The organism is Limibacillus sp. (genome assembly GCA_037379885.1).
Taxonomy (GTDB): Bacteria; Pseudomonadota; Alphaproteobacteria; order Kiloniellales; family CECT-8803; genus JARRJC01.
Genome location: JARRJC010000017.1, coordinates 31,966 through 55,348, shown reverse-complemented (window position 1 = coordinate 55,348; position 23,383 = coordinate 31,966). Strand labels below are relative to the sequence as shown.

Annotated in this window: 21 protein-coding genes; 14 read left to right on the top strand and 7 right to left on the bottom strand. The window is 68.6% G+C overall.

The window, feature by feature from the left end:
• Nucleotides 1–52: 52 nt before the first annotated feature.
• The 3 genes from P8X75_07640 to P8X75_07630 are packed head-to-tail and all read right to left on the bottom strand — an operon-like array spanning nucleotide 53 to nucleotide 3,415.
• Nucleotides 53–1,423, bottom strand: coding sequence for a BatA domain-containing protein (locus P8X75_07640; protein ID MEJ1995075.1), 1,371 nt, complete (start codon nucleotides 1,421–1,423; stop codon nucleotides 53–55).
• Nucleotides 1,423–2,346: a DUF58 domain-containing protein gene (locus P8X75_07635; protein MEJ1995074.1), complete on the bottom strand. Its 924-nt coding sequence runs from the start codon at nucleotides 2,344–2,346 to the stop codon at nucleotides 1,423–1,425. The genes P8X75_07640 and P8X75_07635 overlap by 1 nt, the downstream gene beginning before the upstream one ends.
• Nucleotides 2,347–2,389: 43 nt before the next feature.
• Nucleotides 2,390–3,415: a MoxR family ATPase gene (locus tag P8X75_07630; protein MEJ1995073.1), complete on the bottom strand. Its 1,026-nt coding sequence runs from the start codon at nucleotides 3,413–3,415 to the stop codon at nucleotides 2,390–2,392.
• Between the two features lie 152 nt (nucleotides 3,416–3,567).
• On the opposite strand from P8X75_07630, the gene P8X75_07625 reads away from it, so the two are divergent.
• The 3 genes from P8X75_07625 to P8X75_07615 are packed head-to-tail and all read left to right on the top strand — an operon-like array spanning nucleotide 3,568 to nucleotide 5,996.
• Entirely contained in the window at nucleotides 3,568–4,095 is a 528-nt protein-coding gene (locus P8X75_07625; GenBank protein ID MEJ1995072.1) for a DUF1285 domain-containing protein, read from the top strand.
• Nucleotides 4,092–4,757 carry a CoA pyrophosphatase gene (locus tag P8X75_07620; GenBank protein ID MEJ1995071.1) on the top strand — a complete coding sequence of 222 codons (666 nt, stop codon included), beginning with the start codon at nucleotides 4,092–4,094 and terminating at the stop codon, nucleotides 4,755–4,757. The genes P8X75_07625 and P8X75_07620 overlap by 4 nt, the downstream gene beginning before the upstream one ends.
• 18 nt (nucleotides 4,758–4,775) lie before the next feature.
• On the top strand, nucleotides 4,776–5,996 hold the full coding sequence (locus P8X75_07615) for a CCA tRNA nucleotidyltransferase (protein ID MEJ1995070.1): 1,221 nt from the start codon (nucleotides 4,776–4,778) through the stop codon (nucleotides 5,994–5,996).
• A 12-nt stretch (nucleotides 5,997–6,008) separates the two neighbouring features.
• Here P8X75_07615 and P8X75_07610 read toward each other — a convergent pair whose 3' ends face one another.
• Entirely contained in the window at nucleotides 6,009–7,379 is a 1,371-nt protein-coding gene (locus P8X75_07610) for a glutamate--cysteine ligase (GenBank protein ID MEJ1995069.1), read from the bottom strand.
• A gap of 49 nt (nucleotides 7,380–7,428) precedes the next feature.
• Nucleotides 7,429–8,217: a 16S rRNA (uracil(1498)-N(3))-methyltransferase gene (locus P8X75_07605; protein ID MEJ1995068.1), complete on the bottom strand. Its 789-nt coding sequence runs from the start codon at nucleotides 8,215–8,217 to the stop codon at nucleotides 7,429–7,431.
• 57 nt (nucleotides 8,218–8,274) lie between these two features.
• Between P8X75_07605 and ubiA the strand changes: the two genes are divergently transcribed.
• A complete protein-coding gene (ubiA, locus tag P8X75_07600; GenBank protein MEJ1995067.1) occupies nucleotides 8,275–9,237 on the top strand; it encodes a 4-hydroxybenzoate octaprenyltransferase in 963 nt (320 codons plus the stop codon).
• Nucleotides 9,234–9,893: a 50S ribosomal protein L11 methyltransferase gene (locus P8X75_07595; GenBank protein MEJ1995066.1), complete on the top strand. Its 660-nt coding sequence runs from the start codon at nucleotides 9,234–9,236 to the stop codon at nucleotides 9,891–9,893. Before ubiA ends, P8X75_07595 begins: the two co-directional genes overlap by 4 nt.
• A gap of 8 nt (nucleotides 9,894–9,901) precedes the next feature.
• Here the strand turns inward: P8X75_07595 and P8X75_07590 are convergent, their stop codons facing one another.
• Nucleotides 9,902–10,471, bottom strand: a complete 570-nt coding sequence (locus tag P8X75_07590) for a YqgE/AlgH family protein (protein ID MEJ1995065.1) — start codon at nucleotides 10,469–10,471, stop codon at nucleotides 9,902–9,904.
• Between the two features lie 182 nt (nucleotides 10,472–10,653).
• Between P8X75_07590 and P8X75_07585 the strand changes: the two genes are divergently transcribed.
• From P8X75_07585 to P8X75_07560, 6 genes are all read left to right on the top strand, one after another.
• Entirely contained in the window at nucleotides 10,654–12,804 is a 2,151-nt protein-coding gene (locus tag P8X75_07585) for a protein-disulfide reductase DsbD family protein (protein MEJ1995064.1), read from the top strand.
• A gap of 110 nt (nucleotides 12,805–12,914) precedes the next feature.
• Nucleotides 12,915–13,394 (top strand): peroxiredoxin, encoded by a 480-nt coding sequence (locus P8X75_07580; protein ID MEJ1995063.1) that lies wholly within the window; start codon nucleotides 12,915–12,917, stop codon nucleotides 13,392–13,394.
• 133 nt (nucleotides 13,395–13,527) lie between these two features.
• Nucleotides 13,528–13,872 (top strand): tRNA-binding protein, encoded by a 345-nt coding sequence (locus P8X75_07575; GenBank protein ID MEJ1995062.1) that lies wholly within the window; start codon nucleotides 13,528–13,530, stop codon nucleotides 13,870–13,872.
• A gap of 31 nt (nucleotides 13,873–13,903) precedes the next feature.
• Entirely contained in the window at nucleotides 13,904–15,328 is a 1,425-nt protein-coding gene (locus P8X75_07570; GenBank protein ID MEJ1995061.1) for a cation:proton antiporter, read from the top strand.
• A 17-nt stretch (nucleotides 15,329–15,345) separates the two neighbouring features.
• Entirely contained in the window at nucleotides 15,346–15,972 is a 627-nt protein-coding gene (locus P8X75_07565) for a ribonuclease HII (GenBank protein MEJ1995060.1), read from the top strand.
• Nucleotides 15,973–16,102: 130 nt separating this feature from the next.
• A complete protein-coding gene (locus P8X75_07560; protein MEJ1995059.1) occupies nucleotides 16,103–17,218 on the top strand; it encodes a site-specific DNA-methyltransferase in 1,116 nt (371 codons plus the stop codon).
• A gap of 6 nt (nucleotides 17,219–17,224) precedes the next feature.
• Here P8X75_07560 and mutY read toward each other — a convergent pair whose 3' ends face one another.
• The gene (gene mutY / locus P8X75_07555) at nucleotides 17,225–18,307 is read right to left on the bottom strand and encodes an A/G-specific adenine glycosylase (GenBank protein ID MEJ1995058.1); all 1,083 of its coding nucleotides are present in this window, start codon (nucleotides 18,305–18,307) and stop codon (nucleotides 17,225–17,227) included.
• Between the two features lie 45 nt (nucleotides 18,308–18,352).
• Here mutY and P8X75_07550 point away from each other — a divergent pair, with 45 nt between their 5' ends.
• The 3 genes from P8X75_07550 (at nucleotide 18,353) to smc (ending at nucleotide 23,215) form a co-directional block, all read left to right on the top strand.
• Nucleotides 18,353–18,865 carry a DUF721 domain-containing protein gene (locus tag P8X75_07550; protein MEJ1995057.1) on the top strand — a complete coding sequence of 171 codons (513 nt, stop codon included), beginning with the start codon at nucleotides 18,353–18,355 and terminating at the stop codon, nucleotides 18,863–18,865.
• Nucleotides 18,866–19,044: 179 nt separating this feature from the next.
• Nucleotides 19,045–19,674 carry a DsbA family protein gene (locus tag P8X75_07545; GenBank protein MEJ1995056.1) on the top strand — a complete coding sequence of 210 codons (630 nt, stop codon included), beginning with the start codon at nucleotides 19,045–19,047 and terminating at the stop codon, nucleotides 19,672–19,674.
• Nucleotides 19,675–19,753: 79 nt separating this feature from the next.
• Nucleotides 19,754–23,215: a chromosome segregation protein SMC gene (gene smc, locus P8X75_07540; GenBank protein MEJ1995055.1), complete on the top strand. Its 3,462-nt coding sequence runs from the start codon at nucleotides 19,754–19,756 to the stop codon at nucleotides 23,213–23,215.
• Nucleotides 23,216–23,383: the final 168 nt, after the last annotated feature.

Sequence of the window (23,383 nt, the reverse complement as noted above, 5' to 3'; positions counted from 1 at the left end):
AAGAGCCCGGAGATCGGCAGGGTGCCCCAGTCACGGTTTGCCGAGGTATGGATCAGGACGTTCCAGCCCTCGCCAAGGGCGAGTCCGGGGCGAAGGGCGCAAGACCGCTGTCCTGGTCCCAGGAAAGGCTGCCGGTCAGCACCCGGTCGCCTTGACGCAGGCGCACGGGAAGCAGGAGCGGATCCTCCTGGCTGCCCGGCGGCGGCACCGCCGCGGTCAGCCGCGGCCCGGCGAAGCGCAGAAGCAGGCCGCCGCGCTCCATCCAGTCCTCGATCCGCTGGCGCTCATCGGGGGTCAGGCGGCCCACGTCGGCCAACACCAGAACGGAGAGGTCGCGCGACAGCAGGTCCTGGATGGAACCGCGCCGCAGCTCGGTGAAGGGCGCGAGCGCCCGTTCCAGGAAGAAGAGCTCGCCCAGCAGGGGACGCTCGGCTTCGACGCCGTCGGCTGCGTAGAGTCCCACGGGCCGCCGCCGCCAGCGGTCGTCGAGCAGCGCCACCGCACCCGCTCCGCCGCCGCCCGCGCCGGAGACGGCCAGACGGACCGCTTCGTTGCGCAGCTCAAGCGGCAGGTTGAAGCGGGCTTGCGCCTCCGTGGCGCCGGGTTCGAAGCGGGCTTCCGCGCGGCCGAGGAAGCGCCCGTCCTCCGCGAAGGCGTCGACCGCCACGATCTCGGGCAGTTCGCTCTCGGCGCGGCGCAACTCCGTTGAAAGCTCCGCACTGCCGCGCTCGGGCGGCAGAAGCAGCTTGGCGAGCCCGCCCGGCGCGTGGCTCAGCACGGTGAGCGAGCCAAGCCGCTGGAGCGTCCTGGCCAACTCCTCGTCGGCGGGATGGGCGAGGCCGTCGGAGAGCCAGACCACCTGCGCAGAGCCTTCAAGGCTAAGGTTGCGCGCCGCCGTCACCAGCGCGCCGCGCTCGCTGGGCCAGGGCTTGGGCTCCAGCGTGGCGAGGCGCTCGGCCGCCTCACCGGGCGACAGCAGATCGGAGAAGAAGGGTGCTGCGCCATCCTGCGCGGGCGCAGTGGACGCCAGCACCACGGCGCGATTCTGCCGCTCGGCCTGTTCGAGCAGCGCGCCCCAGGCCTCCTGCCGGTCCTGCCAGCGCGGGGCGGCGGCCCAGCCGTCGTCGATCACCAGCACCAGCGGACCGCTGCCCGACATGCGCGCCGTGGGATTGAGCAGCGGCTGCGCGGAAGCCAGGATCAACAAGGCGGCGATGGCAAGGCGCAAGAGCAGGATCCACCAGGGCGTGCGCGCCGGTGTCTCCTCTCGCGGATGCAGGCCGAAGAGAAGCCGAAGCGCGGGGAAGCTTTGGCTCTTGGGCGCGGGCGGCGTCAGCCTCAACAAGAGCCACAGGGCCGGCAGCGCGATCAGCGCAAAGAGCAGCGCCGGCTGGGCGAAGGCGATAAGGCCCAGATCCAGCATCAGCGGTTCTCCAGCGCTGTGACGGAAAGCGCCTGATGCAGGGCGAGCAGGGTCGGCTCGGCTGGGCGCTCCGTGATGTGGAGGCTGTAGCCCCAGCCGACCGAGGCGGCGAAGTCGCGCAACGCCGCCTGCAGGCGCTCGACCCGGTCGAGATAGTCGTCGCGCACGGATTCGACCCGCGAGAGCAGCCAGCTTTCCTCGCCCTCAAGCCCGTCGAAGCGCAAACGGCCCTTGTAGGGCAGGGCGAGTTCGGCCGGGTCCAGGACCTGCACAAGATGGCCGCGCAGCCCGGCGGTCAGGAAGTGGCGCAGCCGAGCCTCCAGCGCTGCCGGGTCCTCCAGGAAATCGCTCACCAGGATCAGTTGGGCGTGGCGCGGCAGGTGGCGCAGCGGCGGCAGCCCGGCGTCGGGCGCATCGCTTGTCGAGAGGTCGGAAAGACGGGCCGCGAGGCTGGCGAGCGCACCGCGCCCGCTCCTCGGCGGCTGGTCGCTGCCGAGCAGTGCGACCCGCTCGCCCGCGCGGACCATCAGGATCGCCAGAGCCATGGCGATCACCCGCGCGCGTTCCAGCTTCGCCGGCAGGGCCTCGCCCGAGCGCCAGGCCATGGAGGGTGAAGGATCCACCCAGATCCAGGCCGACTGCGCGGCCTCCCACTCCAGCTCGCGCACGAAGATCCGGTCACCCTTGGCCGACTGCCGCCAGTCGATCTGCTGCAGGGGGTCGCCGGTCTCGTACTGCCGGAACTGCCAGAAGGTCTCGCCCTGGCCGACGCGCCGCCGCCCGTGGACGCCCTGGGCCACGGTGTTGGCGACCCGCTCCGCGGACAGCAGCAGCGCGGGCAGCCGCGCGGCCCGCTGCTCGCCCTGCTGGCGCAGGGCCAGCGCGGCGCGGGTCTGGTGCCTATGGGACGCGGGGTTGCTCACCGTCCGGTTCGTTCCTTGCTCTCGCCTCTATGGTCCGCCCGCCTCAGGCGTGCGGGGCGGTCAGACGCTCGATCACGTCGTCGATGGTCACGCCCTCGGCGCGGGCCGCGAAGGTCAGGGCCATGCGGTGGCGCAGCACCGGGGCGGCGAGGTTGACCACATCGTCGATGGAAGGCGCAAAGCGGCCCTCAATGACGGCGCGGGCGCGCACCGCCAGCATCAGCGCCTGACTGGCGCGCGGACCGGGGCCCCAGGCCACCTGGTTCTGAATCTCCGAAAGCTCGCTGTGCTCGGGCCGGCCGGAGCGCACGATGGAGAGGATCGCCTCGACCACCTTGTCGCCCACCGGCACGCGGCGCACCAGGCCCTGCGCCTCGATCAACTCCTCGGCGGACATGATCTGGCGCGCGCCGGTCTGCTTCGAGCCGGTGGTCTCGATCAGCATGCGCCGCTCGGCGTCGAGGTCAGGATGATCGACGTCGATCTCCATGAAGAACCGGTCGAGCTGCGCCTCGGGAAGCGGGTAGGTGCCTTCCTGCTCCAGAGGGTTCTGGGTCGCCAGCACGTGGAAGGGCGTGGGCAGCTCACGCGGCTGGCCGCTGACCGTCACGCGGTGTTCCTGCATGGCCTGAAGCAGGGCCGACTGGGTGCGCGGGCTGGCGCGGTTGATTTCGTCGGCCATGAGAAGCTGGCAGAAGACCGGCCCCTCGATGAAGCGGAAGGAGCGGCGGCCGGAGTCGTCCACCTCCAGCACCTCGGACCCCAGGATGTCGGCGGGCATCAGGTCGGGCGTGCACTGCACCCGCTTGTCCTCCAGCCCGAAGACCGTGCCGAGAGTCTCCACGAGCCGGGTCTTCGCCAATCCCGGCACGCCGACCAGAAGGCAGTGCCCGCCGGCGATCAGCGTGATCAACGTGCGCTCGATGACTGTTTCCTGGCCGAAGATCACCTCGCCGATCGCGCCGCGAACCTCTTGCAGGCGCTGGCCGAGGGCTTCGACGCGCGCGGCGACTTCTTCGTCCGCCAGGGCGCCGTTCGGGCCGGTTTCGGGATTGTCGGTCATGCTCATGTAGCTGGAAGCCTCCCATCTCACGAAGGGCCGGCAGCCTTTGGGTGGCTGTACGCCCGTCTCTCAATCACCATATTGTACTTATATCAACATGGCTAAAAGGTGGCCGATGGGGAAGGCCCGGCCATCAAAAGATAGTGAATAACGAGGAAATGACGGACGAGGGAACGAGAAACGAGACTGCGGCGGGCGCTCGCCCGCTGATGTTCGATGGAGACATCGACATGCGAATCGCGCGGGACGGCACTTGGTATTATCAAGGAACGCCGATCAAGCGTGAGCGTCTGGTGCGTCTTTTCGCCAGCGTTCTGATGCGCGACGAGAACGGCGACTTTTTTCTGAAGACCCCCGTCGAGCGGGCCCGCATCGAGGTCGAGGACGCCCCTTTCGTGGCGGTGGAGATGATGCGCGAGGGCGAGGGGCGGAGCCAGACGCTGACCTTCCGCAGCAACCTTGATGAGACGGCGGCGGCGGGCGCGGATCATCCGCTGCGCGTCGCGGAAGACCCGGAGAGTGGCGAACCCAGCCCTTACGTGGAGATCCGCGACGGGCTGGAGGCGCTCTTGACCCGCTCGGTCTACTACGACTTGGCCGAGCTGGCCGAACCCGCCGACGAGGACCCCGATTGCCTGGGCGTTTGGAGCGGCGGGCTGTTCTTTCCGCTGGGGCCGGCGCGATGATCTCAGCCGAGGACATCCTGGCGCGCCTCCAGGCGCCGCGTAAGACCGCGCGCCGCGCATCGCCCATGAGCGCCGAGGAACAGGCCCTGCTGGCCGAGCGCCCGAGGGGCGACCACGACCTCAACCCCGAGTTCTTCGATCCGGCGCGCAGCCTGACGCCCGCCGCCGTGCTGGTGCCGTTGGTGCTGCGCGAACAGGAACCGTCGATCCTCTTGACCCAACGCACCGACCATCTGCGCGACCACGCCGGCCAGATATCCTTCCCGGGCGGCCGCCTGGAGGAGTGCGACGCCCATGCAGAGGCCTGCGCCCTGCGCGAGACCGAGGAGGAGATCGGGCTGCATCCCCGCCATATCGAGCTTTTGGGCCGCCTCGACGTCTATCTGACCCGCACGGGGTTCGAGGTGACGCCGGTCGTCGGTCTGGTGCGTCCGCCCTTCGATCTGGAGCTGGACAGCTTCGAGGTGGCTTCGGTCTTCGAGGCGCCCTTGAGCTTTTTTCTGAACCCGGAGAACAGACGGCTCCACAGCCGCGTCTGGCAGGGTAAGGAGCGGCACTTTTATGTCTATCCCTACCAAGAGCACTTCATCTGGGGCGCCACGGCGGGCATGCTCTCCAATCTGGCCGAGATTCTGGGCGATCCGCTCGATCCCGGCGCGTGATCGAAAAAGAGGGCGGCGATGCAGCCGGTCGAGACCGTCGAACTGAAGGACTGGATGACGGGCAGCGCCGTCACGGCCGTGCTGGCCGCCCTGGCCGCAGGCGGGGCCGAGGCGCGCTTCGTCGGCGGCTGCGTGCGCGATTCCCTGGCCAGCAGACCGATCCGCGATATCGACATCGCCACCCCGGCCCGGCCCGAACGCGTCGTGGAGCTGATCGAGGCTGCTGGCCTGAAGGCCGTGCCGACCGGTCTCGACCACGGCACCGTCACCGCGGTCGCGGAGCACCAGCCCTTCGAGATCACCAGCCTGCGCGAGGACATAGAGACCGACGGGCGGCGGGCCAAGGTCGCCTTCACCGACGATTGGGAGGCCGACGCCGCGCGCCGCGACTTTACCTTCAACGCCCTTTCCCTGGCGCCCGACGGGCGGCTCTACGATCCCTTCGAGGGGCGCGTTGACCTGACGGCGGGGCGAGTGCGCTTCGTCGGCGATCCCGTGGCGCGCATCCGTGAGGACTACTTGCGCATCCTGCGTTTCTTCCGCTTCCAGGCGCACTACGGCAGGGAGGAACCCGACCGGGAGACCTTGGAGGCGATCCGGGCCGAGGCGGCGGGCATCGACGGGCTGTCCGGCGAGCGCCTGCGGGTCGAGATGCTGAAGCTGCTGGCGGCGGCGGATCCCTATCCCGCGCTGGCGGCCATGCGCGACAGCGGTGCGCTGGCCCGGGTGCTGCCCCAGGCCGATCTGACGGCGCTCGCTTGCTTGCTGGGGCTGGAGCCCAGGCCCGATCCCCTTCTGAGGCTCGCCGCCCTCCTGCCTGCCGACGAGGCGGCGCTGCGCGCCACGGCTCAGCGCCTGCGCCTCTCCAACGCCGAACGCGACCGTCTGCTGACGCTCTCGGCGCCGGGTCTGGCACTCACCTTGAAGAGTTCGCGCGAAGACCTGCGTCTGGGCGCCTACCGCCTGGGGCGGGAGAGCCTGGAGGATATCCTGCTTCTCTCCGCCGCGCGCACGGCGGCCGAGGGCGCGGACCTCAAGGAAGCCTTGACGCGTCTGGGCGGTTGGACCGCCCCGCGGTTTCCCTTGCAGGGGCGCGACCTCTTGGAGCTCGGGTGCGAGCCCGGCCCCGCCTTGGGACGGACCCTGAAGGCCCTGGAAGACTGGTGGATCGCAGAGGACTACGCGCCGGACCGCGAGGCTTGCCTCGAAGAGGCGAAGCGCAGACTGAGCCGGAGGTAACGGCTCGGATGCTCAGTAGTAGGCGTGTTCCTTGAACAGCGGGTCGACCGAGCCGCCCCAGCGGGTCTCGAAGGCGCGCAGCTTCTCCTCCGCCGGCGTCATGCCGCTTTCCGCCGTGCGCAGCAGGCTTTCCAGATACTGGCGCTCGTCGTAGCCGGAGTGGCTCATGCGGTCGCGCGCGGCCAGTCCGGCACTGGAGATCTTCAGCACGTCGAGCGCGATGTCCTGAAGGCTCCGGCCCGCGACCTGCGCCTGGAGGCCGAGGCGCGGCGTCTCGTCGCGCAGCTTCTGATGATCCTCGTGGGTCCAGTCCTTCACCAGGTCCCAGGCCGCGTCCAGGCTGGCGCTGTCGTAGAGCAGCCCGACCCAGAGCGCGGGCAGGGCGCAGAGCGACTTCCAGGGCCCGCCGTCGGCGCCGCGCATCTCCAGGAAACGCTTCAGCCGCACCTCGGGGAAGACCGTGGTCAGGTGATCCGCCCAATCGCTCATGGTCGGGGTCTCGCCGGGCAGCCCGGGCAGCTTTGCGTCCATGAAATCGCGGAAGGACTGGCCCGCGACGTCCAGGTACTTGCCCTCCCGGTAGACGAAGTACATGGGGACGTCGAGGATGTAGTCGACGTAGCGCTCGAAGCCCATGCCTTCCTCGAACACGAAGGGCAGGATGCCGCAGCGGTCCGGGTCGGTGTCTGTCCAGATATGACTGCGGTAGGAGGTGAAGCCGTTGGGCTTGCCCTCGGTGAAGGGCGAGTTGGCGAAGAGCGCCGTCGCCACGGGCTGCAGGGCCAGCGAGGTTCGGAACTTCTTCACCATGTCGGCTTCGCTGGCGAAGTCCAGGTTCACCTGCACGGTGCAGGTGCGCAGCATCATGTCCAGGCCGAGACTGCCCTTGGTCGGCATGTAGCGCTGCATGATGCCGTAGCGCCCCTTGGGCATCCAGGGAATCTCCTCGCGCTTCCACTTGGGGTCGAAGCCGAGCCCGACCATTCCGATCTTGAGCGGCTGGGCCACCTGCCGCGCCTGATCCAGATGGTCGTTCACCTCCGCGCAGGTCAGGTGAAGGTTCTCCAGCGGCGCGCCGGAAAGCTCCAACTGGCCGCCCGGCTCCAGCGTGATGTTGCAGGCGTCCTTCTGGAGGGCGATGACCTTGCCCTCCTCCTCGATGGGCGTCCAACCGAAGGAGTCGCGTAGGCCTTCCAGGACGGCGCGGATCGAGCGCTCGCCCTCGTAGGGCAGGCGGCGGAAGGACTCCAGGCAGTAGGCGAACTTCTCATGCTCGGTGCCGATGCGCCATTGCTCGGCGGGCTTGCAGCCCGCTTCAAGGTACTCGACGAGCTGGGCCTTGCTCGTGATGGGCTCACCCTTCGACTGCGGCGGTGCGGACATGGCTGGGCGGGTTCCTCGGGAAAATCAGAACTCAAACTAATTGGTCGGCCTAGGAGGCCGGCGCAACCCTGATGTCGGGCCGGTCGCGCCAATCGCCGCAGAGCGCCTGGGCGAGCGCGAGCGCTGCGAGCGCGGCGGTGTCGGCCCTGAGAATCCGGGGGCCCAGATTCACAGGCGTAACAAAGGGGAGTTCAACCAGCGCGTCAAGCTCGGAGCGGGCGAAGCCACCCTCAGGCCCGGTCATCACGCCCAAGGGGCCGGGCGTCTCGCCGATCTCGCTCAGGGCTTCGGCGATGGGGCGCGCCGGGCCGAACTCCGCGCAGAGGATCAAGCGCCGCTCGGCGGGCCAGGTCTCGGCGAGATTCGCGAACTTGATGGGCTCGGCCACCTCCGGCACGGTCAGGCGCTCGCACTGCTCGGCGGCCTCGCGGGCGTTGGCGGCCAGGCGTTCTGTGTTGACCCGGCTGACGTCGGTGAAGCGGGTGATGACCGGCAGCAGGCGCGAGCAGCCGATCTCGGCCGCCTTCTCGGCCAGGAAGTCGATGCGCCCGCGCTTGATCGGCGCGAAGGCGAGCCAGAGGTCGGGTTCGGGTATCTGCGGGCGGCGTTGCTCCAGAACCTCCAGCGAGGCCCAGCCCTTGCCCAGACCCTCGATGCGGGCCAGCCATTCCCCGTCGCGCCCATTGAAGACCGCGAGCCGCGCGTCCTGACCGAGCCGAAGCACCGAGCGCAGGAAGTGCGCGCGGGCGTGATCCAGGCCGATCTTCGCCCCCTGGGTCAGCGGCTCCTCCACGAAAAGCCGCGTTGCGATCTTCTTTTCCTGCGGGCTTTCAGACATCTGCCCTTGAACCTCTTGGCCGCAGCGCTCATTGATTGGTGCCATGAGGATTAGCGCATGAGCCTTCAGAAGGGAACAAGCGGAAGCGGTCCGCTCTATCTTGGCGTGAGCCGCGCCGACGCCAGCGACACGCGCCGCGACCACTGGGCCTTCCGTCTGACGCCGGAGAGCTGGCACCCCTATCTGCTGCTGATGCGCTTCGATCGGCCGATCGGAAGCTGGTTGCTGCTCTGGCCCGGCTGGTGGGCCATCACGCTGGCCTGTCTCCATCAGGGCCGGGCTCCCGACCTTCGGCTGCTGCTGCTCTTCGGGCTCGGCGCGGTCCTGATGCGCGGGGCGGGCTGCGTGGTCAACGACCTCTGGGACCGGGACATCGACGCCAAGGTGGCGCGCACCGCAACGCGGCCGCTGGCCAGCGGCAGGATCCGCGCCCGCCACGCGCTGCTGTTCCTGATCGGGCTGCTTTCGGTTTCCTTCCTGATCCTGCTGCAGTTGTCGCCCACGGCGATCTGGCTGGGCGTGGCCTCGCTGGCGCTGGTCGCGGCATATCCCTTCATGAAGCGCGTCACCTACTGGCCGCAGGCCTTCCTGGGGCTGACCTTCAACTGGGGCGCGCTGATGGGCTGGGCGGCGGTGACCGACTCTCTCGCACTGCCCGCCCTGCTGCTCTATCTGGGCGGCCTCTGCTGGACGCTCGGGTACGACACGATCTACGCCTATCAGGACCGCGACGACGACCTCTTGATCGGCGTGAAGTCCTCGGCGCTGCGCCTGGGCGAGGGCTCGCGGCCCTGGCTCTTCGGTTTCTACGGGCTGGCCCTGGCGCTCTTCGCCGCGGCGGCCCTGACGGTCGGTGTGGGGCCGCTCTTTTGGCTCGGCTGGCTGGCGGCGGCGGCGCAGGCCGCCTGGCAGGTCGGCACCATGAACAGCGACCGGCCGCGCAACTGCCTGACCCGTTTCCAGTCGAACAAGGTCTTCGGACTGCTGCTCTGGCTGGGATTTTTGGGAGGCCTGCTGTGAAGCCTGCCGATCCCCGGCGCTTCATCGAGGACAACACGGCGATAGAGAGCCCGTTTCTGCTGCCCGAGCTGCGCTTGCATCTGGCGAGCGAGATCACGCCGCTTTGGGAGGCGAGCGAGGCGGCGCTGGCGGAAAAGGGCGTGCCGCCGCCGTTCTGGGCCTTCGCCTGGGCCGGCGGGCAGGCGCTGGCGCGCTACCTCTTGGATCATCCGGAAGCCGTGCGCGGCAAGACCGTGCTGGACTTCGCGTCCGGCTCCGGCCTCTCCGCCATCGCGGCTGCCAAGGCGGGCGCCAAACGGGTGATCGCCAACGAGATCGACGCCTTCGCGGTCGAGGCGATCCGGTTGAACGCAGAGCTGAACGGCGTCGAACTGGAGATTGAGGAGCGCGACCTCGTGGGCGAGAGCGACCCGGCCTGGCAGGTCGTGATCGCGGGCGACGTCTGCTATGAGAAAACCCCGTCTGAGCGTTTCATGCTCTGGCTGCGCGGTTTGGCCGCCGAGGGGCGGGAGGTCCTGATGGGCGATCCCTTGCGGACATATCTGCCGCGCAGCGGCCTGGAGCGGGTCATCGCCTATTCGGTGAAGACGACGCGCGAGATCGAAGACACCGATCTGCGCAACGCGGTGGTCTGGCGGGTTTCGCCGGAGGGCTGAGCGACGGCTCAGGCGTGGCCGGCCGCCGCGGACAGCATGGAAGGGTCGATACCCAACTTCTTGAGCGCCCGGCCCCACTTGCCCTCCAACTCGCCGCCGAACAGCAATTCCTCGTCCGGATCGACGGTCAGCCAGGCGTTCTCCTGGATTTCCGTGTCGAGCTGTCCGGGTCCCCACCCGGCGTAGCCCAGCGCCAGCATCTTGTGGCGCGGTCCCTGGTGCTCCGCGATGTCGCGCAGCACCTGAAGCGTGGCCGTCAGGGCCACCTGCTCGGTCACTTGCAGCGAGCCGTCGTGCAGGTAGTCGGCGGAATGCAGCACGAAACCCCGGCTGGTTTCCACCGGGCCGCCGTACTGGACCTGAATATCCTCGGCGGGGGAGAGCTGCTCGATCTGTAGCTGCTCCAGCATCTCGGCAAAGGAAATCTCCTCCACCGCCCGGTTCACCACCAGGCCCATGGCCCCGTCCTCGTTGTGGGCGCAAAGGAAGACCAGGCTGCGCTCAAAGCGCGGATCGGCCATGGTCGGCATGGCGATGAGCATCTGGCCTGTCAGGTCGCTGTCCGTGGGGCTTTCCATCTCTCTCCCGCTTCTCAAAACCATCCGATGGCGGCGTGGCCTACCCTCTCTCCCGCCGCCGCACGATCATCCCAGCACAAAGCCGTTCAACACGCAAAAGTGACGGGCCGGCTTGCTTTGGCCCCCTAATATGGGAAGCCTGATCTTGAACTCTTTAAGACTGACCCCTATTGAAGGCCGGAATGAGGCAAAGACGAAACATCATGGGCGCGATCCGGCTTGCCGCCGCAGCTTTCCTGTTGCTTGTGACGGCTGTCGAGGCGCGCGCGACCGCCGGGCCCTGGCTGATCACCGATCAGACGGCGGTGCGGCTGATCGCGGCCAGCGACGGGCTTGGAGAGGGCGGAGAGGTCCAGCTCGGCCTGCAATTCCGGATGGAGCCGGGCTGGAAGATCTACTGGCGTTCGCCAGGCTCCGCCGGCTATCCGCCCTCGGTCGAGTGGGATGCCTCTCAAAATCTGGAGGCGGTGGAGATTCACTGGCCGCTGCCGCACCGCTTCGAGCTCTTCGGGCTTCAGACCTTCGGCTATGGCGGCGAGGTGGTGCTGCCCTTGACGGCGGCGCCCGCTGATCCGGGCCAGCCCCTGCGGCTGGAAGGCATGGTGAACTTCCTCACCTGTTCGGAGATCTGCGTGCCGCAGGAGGGCGAGATAAGCCTGTCGCTGCCCGCCGGTGGCAGCGGCGGCGCGAGCGAGCAGGCGGCGCTGATCGAGGGCTGGCGGGGACGGCTTCCGGGTGCGGGCGATCCCGGTCTGACGCTCGCCTCTCTCGAGCTCGCCGGGGATCTGGACGACCCGCGCCTCGAAGCCGTGGCTACCTCGCAAACGCCCTTTGAGTCCCCGGACCTGCTGGTCGAGGGCCCCCCGGGCTTCTTCTTCGGGAAGCCCGAGGTCACGCTTTCCGATGGCGGAAAAACCGCCAGGATGAGCCTCGCCATCGGCAAGAGCCCGATCGCCGAGGGCGTGGTCGACGGCAAACGTCTGCGCCTGACCCTGATGGAGGCAGGCGAGGGTTCAGAAACACCGCGCGGCATCGAGGAGACCTGGCTCGCCCGCTACGAAACGGCGCCCAGCGGCTTGGACAATCTCGGCGGACTTGGCGGTCTTGACGTTCAGGGCGGTGGCCAAGGGCTTTTCACGATCCTGTTCTTCGCGCTGCTCGGCGGGCTGATCCTGAACATCATGCCCTGCGTCCTGCCGGTGCTCTCCCTCAAGCTGCTGTCGGTCGCTTCCCAGGGCGGCAAGGCCCGTTCAGAAGTGCGCTTGGGTTTCCTCGCCTCGGCGGCGGGCATCCTGGTCTCCTTCCTGGTCCTGGCCCTGGGCGCTTTGGCCTTGAAGGGCGCCGGGCTCGCGGTCGGTTGGGGCATCCAGTTCCAGCAACCGCTCTTCCTGGCCGGGATGACGCTCTTGCTGACCGCCTTCGCGCTGAACCTCTTCGGGCTCTTCGAGTTCTCCCTGCCCGGCTGGGCCGGGCGGGCGGCGGAGGGCGCGCCGGAACGCGGGCTGACCGGCCACTTCATGACCGGCGCGCTGGCGACGCTGCTGGCCACGCCCTGCTCCGCGCCCTTCCTGGGGACCGCGGTCGGCTTCGCCCTCGCGCGCGGGCCGTTCGAGATTCTCCTGATCTTCCTGACGCTGGGGCTGGGGCTCGCCTTGCCCTACCTGCTGGTCGCCCTGCTGCCGGGCCTTGCCCGCGCGCTGCCCAAGCCCGGTTCCTGGATGATCACCTTGCGGCGCATCCTGGGCCTCGCGATGGCCGGAACGGCGGTCTGGCTGCTGACCGTGCTGGCGCGGCAGATCGATGTGGGCGGGGCGCTCGCCATCGCGGCCCTGCTGCTGGCGCTCTCGGCCGTGACCGCCTTGCGCAACCGCGCGCCCCTGGCCGGGCGGGCCAAGCCCCTGGGGTTCCTGCTGGCGGCGGCGGTTCTGGCGGTCTCTTTCGCGCTGCCCAAGCCCGAGCCCGTCTTCAGCGAGCGCAGCGCCGGCCTGTGGCAGCCCTATGATGCGCAAAGGCTTGAAGCCCTGGTGGGCGAGGGCCGGGTGGTGCTGGTCGACGTGACCGCCGACTGGTGCATCACCTGCAAGGTCAACAAGTCGCTGGTCCTGGAGCGCGGGCCGGTGCTGGAACTTCTGGAGGGCGAGAGCCTCGCCGCGCTGAAGGCCGACTGGACCAACCCGGACCCGGCCATCGCCGCCTATCTGGAGTCTTTCGGGCGCTACGGCATTCCCTTCAACGCGGTCTACGGCCCCGGCGCGCCCGAGGGTATCGCGCTGCCCGAGCTGCTGACCGAAAGCGCGGTCCTGGAAGCCGTGGAGAAGGCGCGCGGCGGCTGACGGTGAAAGACGGCGCTGGATTTCCCCCAGGCAAATCTTATGTAATGACCCGAAACGGTGGGGGGGCGAGCCCGCCCCCTTTGGCAAAGCAACCCAGGAGAGACGAGAAAATGATCAAGGCCGGTGATTCCATTCCCAACGTTACCCTCAAGAAGCTGGGCGAGAACGGCCTGGAGGACCTCGAGACCGCGGATCTCTTCGCGGGCCGCAAGGTCGTGCTCTTCGGACTGCCCGGCGCCTTCACCCCGACCTGCTCGGCCAAGCACCTGCCCGGCTTTGTCAGCCACATCGACGACGTCAAGGCCAAGGGCGTCGACGAGGTGATCTGCATGTCGGTGAACGATGGCTTCGTCATGAAGGCCTGGGGCAAGGACCAGGGCGCGGACGGCAAGGTCACGATGCTGGCCGACGGCGCCGCCGAGTTCTCCAAGGCCATGGGCCTGGACATCGACCTGACGGTCGCCGGCATGGGCCCGCGCTGCCAGCGCTTCGCCATGATCGTCGACGACGGCAAGGTCTCCTGGATCGCGGTCGACGAGCGCGGCAGCTTCGGCGACACCGCCGTCGAGAACGTCTTGACCCAGCTCTGAGAACCGCAGCGGTCACGCTGAAGGGAAGCGGTCCGGCGGAGACGCCGGGCCGCTTTTTTCTTGTCTCCCTCACGGCTCCTGCCGCACCCTCCCCGCCGGATACGACGGACCGGGCGAGGATGGAGGCCGTGCCATGAGCGAGGAGACGCTGTCTTTCGAGGATTTCCTGAAGGTCGATGTGCGCGTTGGCACCATTGTCCAGGCGGAGCCCTATCCCGAGGCACGCAAGCCCGCGATCAAGCTCTGGGTCGATTTCGGCGGGGAGATCGGCGTGCGCAAGTCCTCCGCCCAGATCACCGTCCATTACGATCCGGAAACGTTGCCGGGCAGGCAGGTCGTGGCCGTGGTCAACTTCCCGCCCAAGCAGATCGGCAAGTTCATGAGCGAGTTCCTGGTCCTCGGTCTTTCGGACGAGGAAGGGGCGATCGTCCTGCTGTCTCCGGACAAGAAGGTGCCGAACGGAGCGCGGATGCACTAGCCAAGCGCCAAGCGGATGCTATGATTCTGCTATGGCAAGTATTGGCGCTGGCGACGGCGAAACATCCCTTGGCGTTGAAACGGGTATCGAGGAGACGGCGGCCGCCGTCGGCCTGGACCACGGCAACGCGCTCGACCACCTGACGGGTCTCGCGATCCTGGTGATGATCGCACTGATGTGCGGAGTCTTCCTGAGCCGCTGGAAACAGCCGCCCGCCGTCGGCTACATCGTCGCCGGGCTGGTGATGGGCCCCTCGGCGCTCGGGCTCGTGGAGAATCGCGAGATGATCCAGTTCATGGCCGAACTGGGCGTGATCCTGCTGCTCTTCATCGTCGGCATGGAACTCTCGCTGGAATCCTTCGCCAAGCTCTGGCGAATCGCCTTCGGCACCTTCGCCCTGCAACTCGGTCTCGGCATGAGCGCCGGTTTCCTGACCGGCTGGGCGCTGGGTTGGAGCACGCCGGCCTCGGTGGTGCTGGGCTTCGTGCTCTCGCTCTCCTCGACGGCGGTGGCGATCAAGATGCTCGAAGACCTGGGCGACATGGGCACGCGGTCCGGCCAGATCACGGTCGGCGTGCTGATCGCCCAGGACCTTGCGGTCGTCCCCATGATGCTGGTGATCGCGGGTTTGGGCGCGGGCGGCGGCCTCGGGTGGGACATCGCGATCAAGATCATCATCGCCCTGGCGCTGATGGCCGCCCTCGTCTACCTGCTGATCAAGCGGGGGCCGATCCGTCTGCCCTTCGAGGCGGTGGTGATGAACAACCCCGACCTCCGGGTGCTGGGGGGCATCACCTTCTGTTTTGCCGCCGCCGCGATCTCCGGCCTGCTCGGCTTTTCGACGGCCTACGGCGCCTTTCTGGCGGGTCTGGTGATCGGCAATTCGCGCGATAGCCACACCATGCAGGAATCGGTCGCGCCGATTCAGTCGCTGCTGGTCATGGTCTTCTTCCTGTCCATCGGGCTGCTGCTCGACCTCGGCTATCTTTGGGATAACCTGATCACCGTTCTGCTGCTGGTGTTGCTGGTGCTGCTGGTCAAGACGGCCGCCAACATCGCCTTCCTGCGCTTTTTGGGAGAGACCTGGGAGAACGCGATCATCCCCGGCGCGCTCTTGGGCCAGATTGGCGAGTTCGCCTTCATCCTGGGCGCCATGGCCGTGGGCCTCGCCCTGGTCGGCGACGAGACCTACCGCCTGATCGTTTCGATCACGGTCCTGAGTCTTGTCTTCTCGCCCGCCTGGATGGTGCTGGCGCGGCGGGTCCACCGCGTGACGCTGGCCGGGGTCTCCTCCGGGCGCGAACTGGGGCGGCTCATCTTCGTCGCCGAGACCAAGGAGATCCGCAGGCTGCTGCGCCGTCTCGCCGCGATCAAGGGCGGGGTGAAACCTCAACCCGCGGCGACGCCCTCGGCCCCGGACGCGGGCAAGGGCGCGAAGGACAAAGCCTCCCCCTGACTCTCGAGAGGGCGGACATGCCGGACGACCTCAAGGAACGCGGCTTCTGGGAGCGGGGCCTCACCCCCGTCGCCGGGATCGACGAAGTCGGGCGGGGTCCGCTCGCCGGGCCGGTGATCGCCGCCGCGGTGATCTTCGAGCCCGACTGCCTGCCGCCCGAGCAGTTGGCGCTCATCGGCGATTCCAAGAAGCTGACCGCGGCGCGCCGCCAAACCCTCTCTCAGATTCTGCTCAAGTCCTTGCCCGTCGGCCTTGGCCGCGCGGAGCCGGAGGAGATCGACGAGATCAACATCCTCCAGGCGAGCCTTCTGGCCATGACCCGCGCGGTTGAGGCCCTGCCGCGCCAGCCCCGCGCGCTGCTGGTGGATGGCAACCGTTTGCCCCGGGCCCTGCCTTGCGAGGCGCTGGCCGTGGTCAAGGGTGACAGCCTCTGCCTCTCCATCGCCTGCGCTTCCATCGTCGCCAAGGTGGCGCGGGACAGGGAGATGGAGCGGCTTTCCCAAGAGCACCCCGGCTACGGCTGGGAACGCAACGCCGGCTACGGCACGGCGGAGCATCTGGAGGCCCTGAAACGCCTGGGAGCCACCCCCCTGCACCGCCGATCTTTTAGACCTGTACGTGAGAGTCTTAATATAAGTTACTGACTCTCCTGACTCTTCTTGGCTGTTTTTTCTTGACGGCGACTCCCCTCTTGGCAAGGATAGCCGGATAACAAGAGCCCGCTGGGCAATAGGGTACGGGCTAAGTCGTCAGGGTAGAGAGTCAGGGGAAGTCATGGGCAAGCTGGGTGCGAAGGCGGCCAAAGGGGCCAGCAGCGGTAGCGCGTTGCCTCTGGGCGAGATCATCGAGGGCGACTGCATCGAGATCATGAAGGGGCTGCCGGACGGCTCCATCGACATGATCTTCGCCGATCCTCCCTATAACCTTCAGTTGGGCGGCGAGCTGACGCGCCCGAACAATTCACGGGTCGATGGCGTCGAGGACGAGTGGGACTCCTTCGCCGACTTCGCCGAGTACGACCGCTTCACGCGGGCCTGGCTGCGTCAGGCGCGCCGGCTCTTGAAGCCGGACGGGTCTCTCTGGGTGATCGGCAGCTACCACAACATCTTCCGTGTCGGCTCGGCGCTTCAGGACCTGGGCTACTGGGTGCTGAACGACGTCATCTGGCGCAAGTCGAACCCCATGCCGAACTTCAAGGGACGGCGCTTCACCAACGCGCACGAGACGCTGATCTGGGCCTCCAAGGACCAGGAGGCCTCCTACACCTTCAACTACCGCGCCATGAAGGCGCTCAACGAAGACCTCCAGATGCGCTCGGACTGGTACATTCCGATCTGCTCGGGCGGCGAGCGCTTGAAGGATTCCGAGGGCAACAAGGTGCACTCCACCCAGAAGCCCGAGGCCTTGCTGCACCGCTGCATCCTGGCGGCCACGAAGCCGGGTGAGGTGGTTTTGGATCCCTTCTTCGGCAGCGGCACCACCGGCGCCGTCGCCAAGAAGCTGGGCCGCCGCTGGATCGGCCTGGAGCGCGAGGCGGTGTACGCCAAGGCCGCGCGCAAGCGCATCGAGAAGGTCGTGCCGAGCGATCCCGATTCCCTGAGCGTCACCGAAAAGCGCGAGCAGAAGCGCGTGCCCTTCGGCTGGCTGGTCGAACGCGGGCTGCTGGAGCCGGGCACGACGCTGGTCAGCTACAACGGCCGCCACCGCGCCAAGGTGCGCGCGGACGGCACGCTGGTCACGGATGGCTTTTCAGGCTCGATCCATCAGGTCGGCGCCCATGTCCAGGGCGCGCCCGCCTGCAACGGCTGGCAGTTCTGGTGCCTGCCCGACGACGGCAAGCGCGTCCCAATCGACGTGCTGCGCGACAAGGTCCGGGCCGAGCTGAACTGAGCCGGATCAGCGCCCCAGCGCCTGCTTCACGACTTTCCGCATGACGGTCGGCAGCGCCTCGCCGCCCAGGTCGTCGAGCGCGCACCAGTAGGCGCCCTCGATCTTCCGGCTATCCGGCAGGCGCGCGGCCCAGACCTCCAGTTCAAGATGGAAGTGGGTGAAGGTGTGGCGGACGAGGCCCTCGAGCCGCCGCCATTCGGCGGGGGCGGGATGGGTCTTCCCGGCTTCCTCCTCGCTGACCCCGGCTTCGCGCCATTCGGTCGAGGGGATTTCCGTCATGCCGCCCAAAAGGCCCTTTTCCGGGCGGCGGCGCAGCAGCACCCGGCCCTCGGCATCTTCCAGCCAGAAGGCGATGCCTCTGCGCGTCGGCTTTGGCTTCTTGGGCGCCTTGGCGGGCAGGCGCGGCGCCACGCCCAGCGCGCGCCCCTCGCAGAAGGCCGTCAGCGGGCAGGTGAGGCACTTGGGCCGGGCGGGCTGGCAGAGCGTCGCACCCAGATCCATCATGGCCTGGGCGTAGTCGCCCGGACGCTCTTGGGGGGTCAGGTCGGCCACGAGGCTCCGCAGCTTCGGCTTCACGCCGGGCAGCGGCTCCTCCACGGCGAAGAGGCGCGAGACCACGCGCTCGATATTGCCGTCCATGACCGGCGCGGGACGGTCGAAGGCGATGGCGGCGATGGCCGCCGCCGTGTAGTCGCCGATGCCCGGAAGCTTCTTCAGCTCTTCCTGCGTCTGGGGAAAGTGCCCGCCATGGTCGCCCGCGACCGCCTGGGCGCAGCGGTGCAGGTTGCGGGCCCGTGCGTAGTAGCCGAGGCCCGCCCACTCGGCCAGAACCTCTTGCTGCTCGGCCGCCGCCAGGTCTTCGACAGCGGGCCAGCGTTCCAGGAAGCGGGCGAAGTAGGGGCCGACCGTCGCCACCGTCGTCTGTTGCAGCATGATTTCCGACAGCCAGACGTGATAGGGCTCGGCGCGCTGGCCCGGCGGTGCGCGCCAGGGCAGCCGCCGGCGGTGGCGGTCGTACCAGGCGAGCAGCGCCGCGGGCAGGGCGCGGTTGTCCTTCTTCTCGGTGGCTCTGCTTGCGGAGGACTCCATGACAGGCGCAATAATGGGACGCTATAGGCGCTCGGGAAAGGGCTCATGACCGGTAAGTGGAAAGCAGGAGAGAAGGAGACGCGGCGCGGCGGCCTGCGCCCGCTGGGCGGCATCGCCCAACCGCTCGCCCGCAAGGCGCTCGGCAAGAAGGGACAGGCGCTGGCCGCCTTCCTGGCCGACTGGCCGAGCGTCGTGGGCGAGGAGACGGCGGCCTATTGCCTGCCGCAGAAGCTCAGTTTTCCCGACCGCGAGCGCAAGCGCGAGGGCACGCTCACCCTGCGCGTCGCCAACCAGTCCTGGGCGACGGAGTTGCAGCACCTTGAGCCCTTGCTGCTGGAGAAGATCAACGTCTATTTCGGCTACACCGCCGTCGCCCGGCTGCGCTTCACCTCCGGCCCCCTGCCCGAGCGGGCCTTTCGGCGGCCGCCGCCTCCGCCCGAGCGCGAGGTGCCGCCCGCCGAGCGCGCAGCCCTGGAGGAGCGTCTATCGGCGATCCGCGACCCAGAGCTGCGCGAGGCCATGCGGCGCTTGGGCGAGAGATTGCTCGCCAGGGGATGACGGCCCCCTTGCGGGGCGTATCATCCCTGTAACGCTCTCTTGACTTGAAAAGAGGCCGTATTGCTGCCCAATTCTCACGCTAGCACCTTGGGCGGCAGCGCTCGCAACCTGTGGAAAAGACTCGTCTTGAGCTCTTTTCGGAGTCAGCATAGCATCCACTAGATATGGTAGGTAACACGATGAACAGACGGCAGATCATGATGGCGGGCGCGGCCCTGGCGGCCTACGGGAGCGTCTCGGGAGGCCTGCTGGCCCCGAATCCCGCTCTCGCGGCGGAGGAGATCTTCGAGGATGACCGCATCCTCGGGGATGCAAACGCGCCGGTTACGATCATCGAATACGCCTCTCTCACCTGTCCGCACTGCGCGGCCTTTCACGGCGGCACCTTGCAGCAGTTGAAGGAGACCTGGATCAAGGAGGGGCGCGCGCGTCTGGTCTACCGGGACTATCCGCTCGATCGGGTGGCGCTCACCGGGTCCATGATCGCGCACTGCTTCGAGCAGGATCAGGCCTTCTTCGCCTTCCTGGAGATGCTCTATGCGGAGCAGCGCCAGTGGGCGCTGGCGGAAAGCCCGGTGGAGGAGCTGGCCAAGCGCGCCAAGCTGGGCGGCATCGACCGGGATCGCTTCAACGCCTGCTTGCAGGACGAAGACAAACTGAACCGCATTCTCGAAAAGGCCAAGCACGGGCAGGACAGCTACAAGGTCAGCTCCACGCCCAGCCTGGTGATCGGGGGCGAGCTCTATCCGGGCAACCGGAGTTTTGAGGAACTGGAGAGGATCCTGGAGGAGGCGGAAAGCCGGAGCTGACGCAAGAGAGCCGCGTCGCCCAGCCATCCCGCGTAACAAGTCCTTCAGGCGCCTCTCTCCAACGAGGGGGTAAGAGCCGGTGCATTTCACCAAGCTTCGCCTGTCGGGCTTCAAGTCCTTCGTGGACCCGACAGAGGTGCCGATCGAACCGGGCATGACCGGGATCGTCGGCCCGAACGGCTGCGGTAAATCCAATCTTGTCGAAGCGCTGCGCTGGGTCATGGGCGAGACCTCGGCCAAGCGCATGCGCGGCGGCGAGATGGACGACATGATCTTCGCCGGCACCGCCAACCGCCCGTCGCGCAATCTGGCCGAGGTGGCGCTGGTGGTCGACAACGCCGGACGCCGCGCGCCCGCCCAGTTCAACGACTATTCGGAGTTGGAGGTGGTGCGCCGCATCCAGCGCAACTCCGGCTCCAACTACCGCGTCAACGGGAAGGAGGTCCGGGCCCGCGACGTCCAGCTCCTGTTCGCCGATCTGGCGAGCGGCGCGCACTCGACGGCGCTGGTCAGCCAGGGCCGCATCGGCGCGATCATCTCCGCGAAACCGACCGAGCGGCGCTCGCTGCTGGAGGAAGCGGCGGGCATCACCGGTCTCCACTCCCGCCGCCATGAGGCGGAACTCCGCCTGAAGGCCGCCGAGACCAACCTGGAGCGTCTCGATGATGTGGTCGGGACCCTCGAGAGCCAGTTGGGCGCGCTCCGGAAACAGGTGCGCCAGGCGACCCGCTACCGCAACATCGCCGACCAGTTGCGCCGGGCCGAGGCGCTGCTGCTGCACATCGACGGAGAGGCGGCCAAGGCTTCCATGGCCGCGACCCGCGAGCGGCTGGAGGCTGCCCGCGCCAAGGTCAACGAACTGACCGAGGAGGCCGCGCGCCGTTCCACCTTGCAGGCCGATCTGGCCTCCAAGCTGCCCGAACTGCGCAACGCCGAGGCCGCCGCCGCCGCCGCCCTGCAGCGCCTGCTGCTGGAGCGCGAGACCCTGGAGCGCGAAGAGCGCCAGCTCGCAGAAGCCGCGCGGCAGGCCCGCGAACGGCTGGCGGAACTGGAGCGCGACCGCGAGCGCGCCCAGTCCTTGATGACCGACGCCGCCGAGGCCCGCCAGCGCCTGGATGAAGAGGGCGAGGGCTTGAAGCAGGCGTCAGCGGGAGAGGCCGAGGCCGAGCAAGAAGCGCGCGAGACCCTGGACAAGACCGCAGCGGAAGTATCCGAGCAGGAAGAGGCGCTGGGCGCACTCAACCAGCGGATCGCCGCCGACGCGGCGCGGGCCTCCGGCCTGGAGCGGCGCATCGAAGAGCTCGGCCGCCGGGTGGAGCGCCTGGGCGAGCAGCAGCGCCAGGCCGAAGACCAGAAGGAGCGCCTCTCCGAGGAGACGCTTCCCGCAGAACGCCTGACCGCGGCGCGTGAGGAGCGCGAGGCGGCGGAGGCGACCTTGACGGCCGCGGAGAGCGAACTGGAGCGCGCCGAGGCCGCGCTGGCCGAAGCCCGCGCCGCCGATGGCGAAGCGAGCGAAGCCCAGCGGGAGGCACGCCGCGCCTTGGAGCGCCTGGAAGCTGAAGCCGGGGCGCTGGCCGCGCTGGTCGAGCCCGCCGAGGGAGAGATCTGGCCGGCCTTGATCGACGCCGTGAAGGTTTCTGCGGGCTACGAGCAGGCTCTGGGCGCCGCCCTGGGCGATGAACTGGAAGCCTCCGGCGACGACGCCGCGCCTGTGCATTGGCTGGAACTGCCGCCCTTGAGCAGCGCGCAGCCCCTGCCCAAGGGTGCCGAGCCCCTGTCGGACAAGGTCAAGGGCCCCAAGGCGCTGGCCCGCGCCCTTTCCCAGATCGGCGTTGTGCCGGACGCAGCCGCGGGCCGCCGCCTGCAGGCCGAGTTGAAGCCCGGCCAGCGCCTCGTCACCAAGGAGGGTGCGCTCTGGCGCTGGGACGGCTATTCCGTGCGCGAGGGCGCGCCGACCTCCGCTGCGCAGCGCCTGGAACAGCGCAACCGTCTCGCCGAACTGCGCGAGCAGATGACGGGCGCGGCCAAGACCGCGGAAGCCGCCGAAGCGCGGCTGAGCGAGGCCAAGGAGGCCGCGAACGCGGCGCAGGAAGCCGAGCGCGCCGCGCGCGAAGCGCAGCGCGCGGCCTATCGCGCGCTCTCCGAGAAGCGTGAGACTGAAACGCGCCTGACCCAGCAGGCGGGCGCGCTGGCGCAGCGGCTCGCGGGCCTGAGCGAGCAGTTGGAGCGCCTTGAGGGCGAACGTGAAGAGGCCGCCGCCGCCTTGGCCGAGGCGCGCAAGGAGTACGCCGAACTGCCCGACCTCGCCGCCGAGCGGAACCGCGCGGGCGAGCTGCGCAGCGAACTGGCCGAGGCCAAGGCGCGCAACAGCGAGGCCCTGGCCGCCGTCAACCGCCTGGCCGCCGAGGCCGCCCAGCGCCGCCGCCGTCTGGAGTCGATCGAGGCCGAGCGCCAGAGCTGGAGCCAGCGGGCCGAGGGCGCCGAGCGCCACCTCGCCGAACTGGGCGAGCGCAGCGCCGCGGTGACCGCGGAGTTGGAGACGCTCGAGGTGCAGCCGGAAGACCTGGTCGAACGCCGCGAGGCGTTGGCCGAGAAGGTCTCCACCGCCGAGGCTGCCCGGCGCGAGGCCGCCGATCATCTGGCCCTGGGCGAGAGCGCGCAGATCGAAGCCGACAAGGCTGTGAAGGCCGCGGAAGCCGAGCTGGGCGAAGCCCGCGAGCAGCGGGTGCGCGCCGAAGGCCAGGTCGAGCAGGCGGAGATCGCGCTCAAGACGCTGGAGGAGCGGGTGCGCGAACGCCTGGAGTGCGGCCTGGAAGAGGCGCTGGAACTGGCCGAGCACGATCCGTCCCAGGACCTGCCGCCGCGCCATGATCTGGTCAGCCGCACCGAGCGCCTGACCCGCGAGCGGGAGAACATCGGGCCGGTCAACCTGCGCGCCGAGGCCGAGGCCGAGGAGATGCAAAAGCAGATCGACGAGCTTCAGGCCGAGCGCGACGACCTGATCGCCGCGATCAGCCGGCTGCGCCAGGGCATCTCCAGCCTCAACAAGGAAGGACGCGAGCGGCTCTTGAAGGCGTTCGAGACCGTCAACGAGCACTTCCAGGAGCTCTTCGTGCGCCTGTTCGGCGGCGGGCGCGCGCATTTGGCGCTGACCGAAGCCGAGGACCCCTTGGACGCCGGGCTGGAGATCTTCGCGAGCCCGCCGGGCAAGCGCCTTCAGGTCATGTCGCTGCTCTCGGGCGGCGAGCAGGCGCTGACCGCGCTCTCGCTGCTCTTCGCCTGCTTCCTGACCAATCCAGCGCCGATCTGCGTGCTGGACGAGGTCGACGCGCCGCTGGACGACGCCAACGTCGACCGCTTCTGCACCCTGGTGCAGGAACTGTCGCGCTCCACCGAGACCCGCTTCCTGGTGGTCACCCACCACCGCATGACCATGGCGCGGGTCGACCGCCTTTACGGCGTCACCATGGCGGAACGGGGCGTCTCGCAACTGGTCTCGGTCGACCTCGGTCAGGCCGAGGAGATGCGCGAGACGGCGTGAGGCGAGCAGCGCGCGGCGAATCCTTAACGGCGCATCCACATGGCGTTCCGCAGGGACTCCGCGGAGGCCGGAAATCCAAGGGTTTCAGCGGCTTTCACCGGCGCTGGACGGTGCTTTATTCAGCCTTGACAGTCTCAGGGTGCCTCCGTAAGGTCTGCCCGCCTTCAG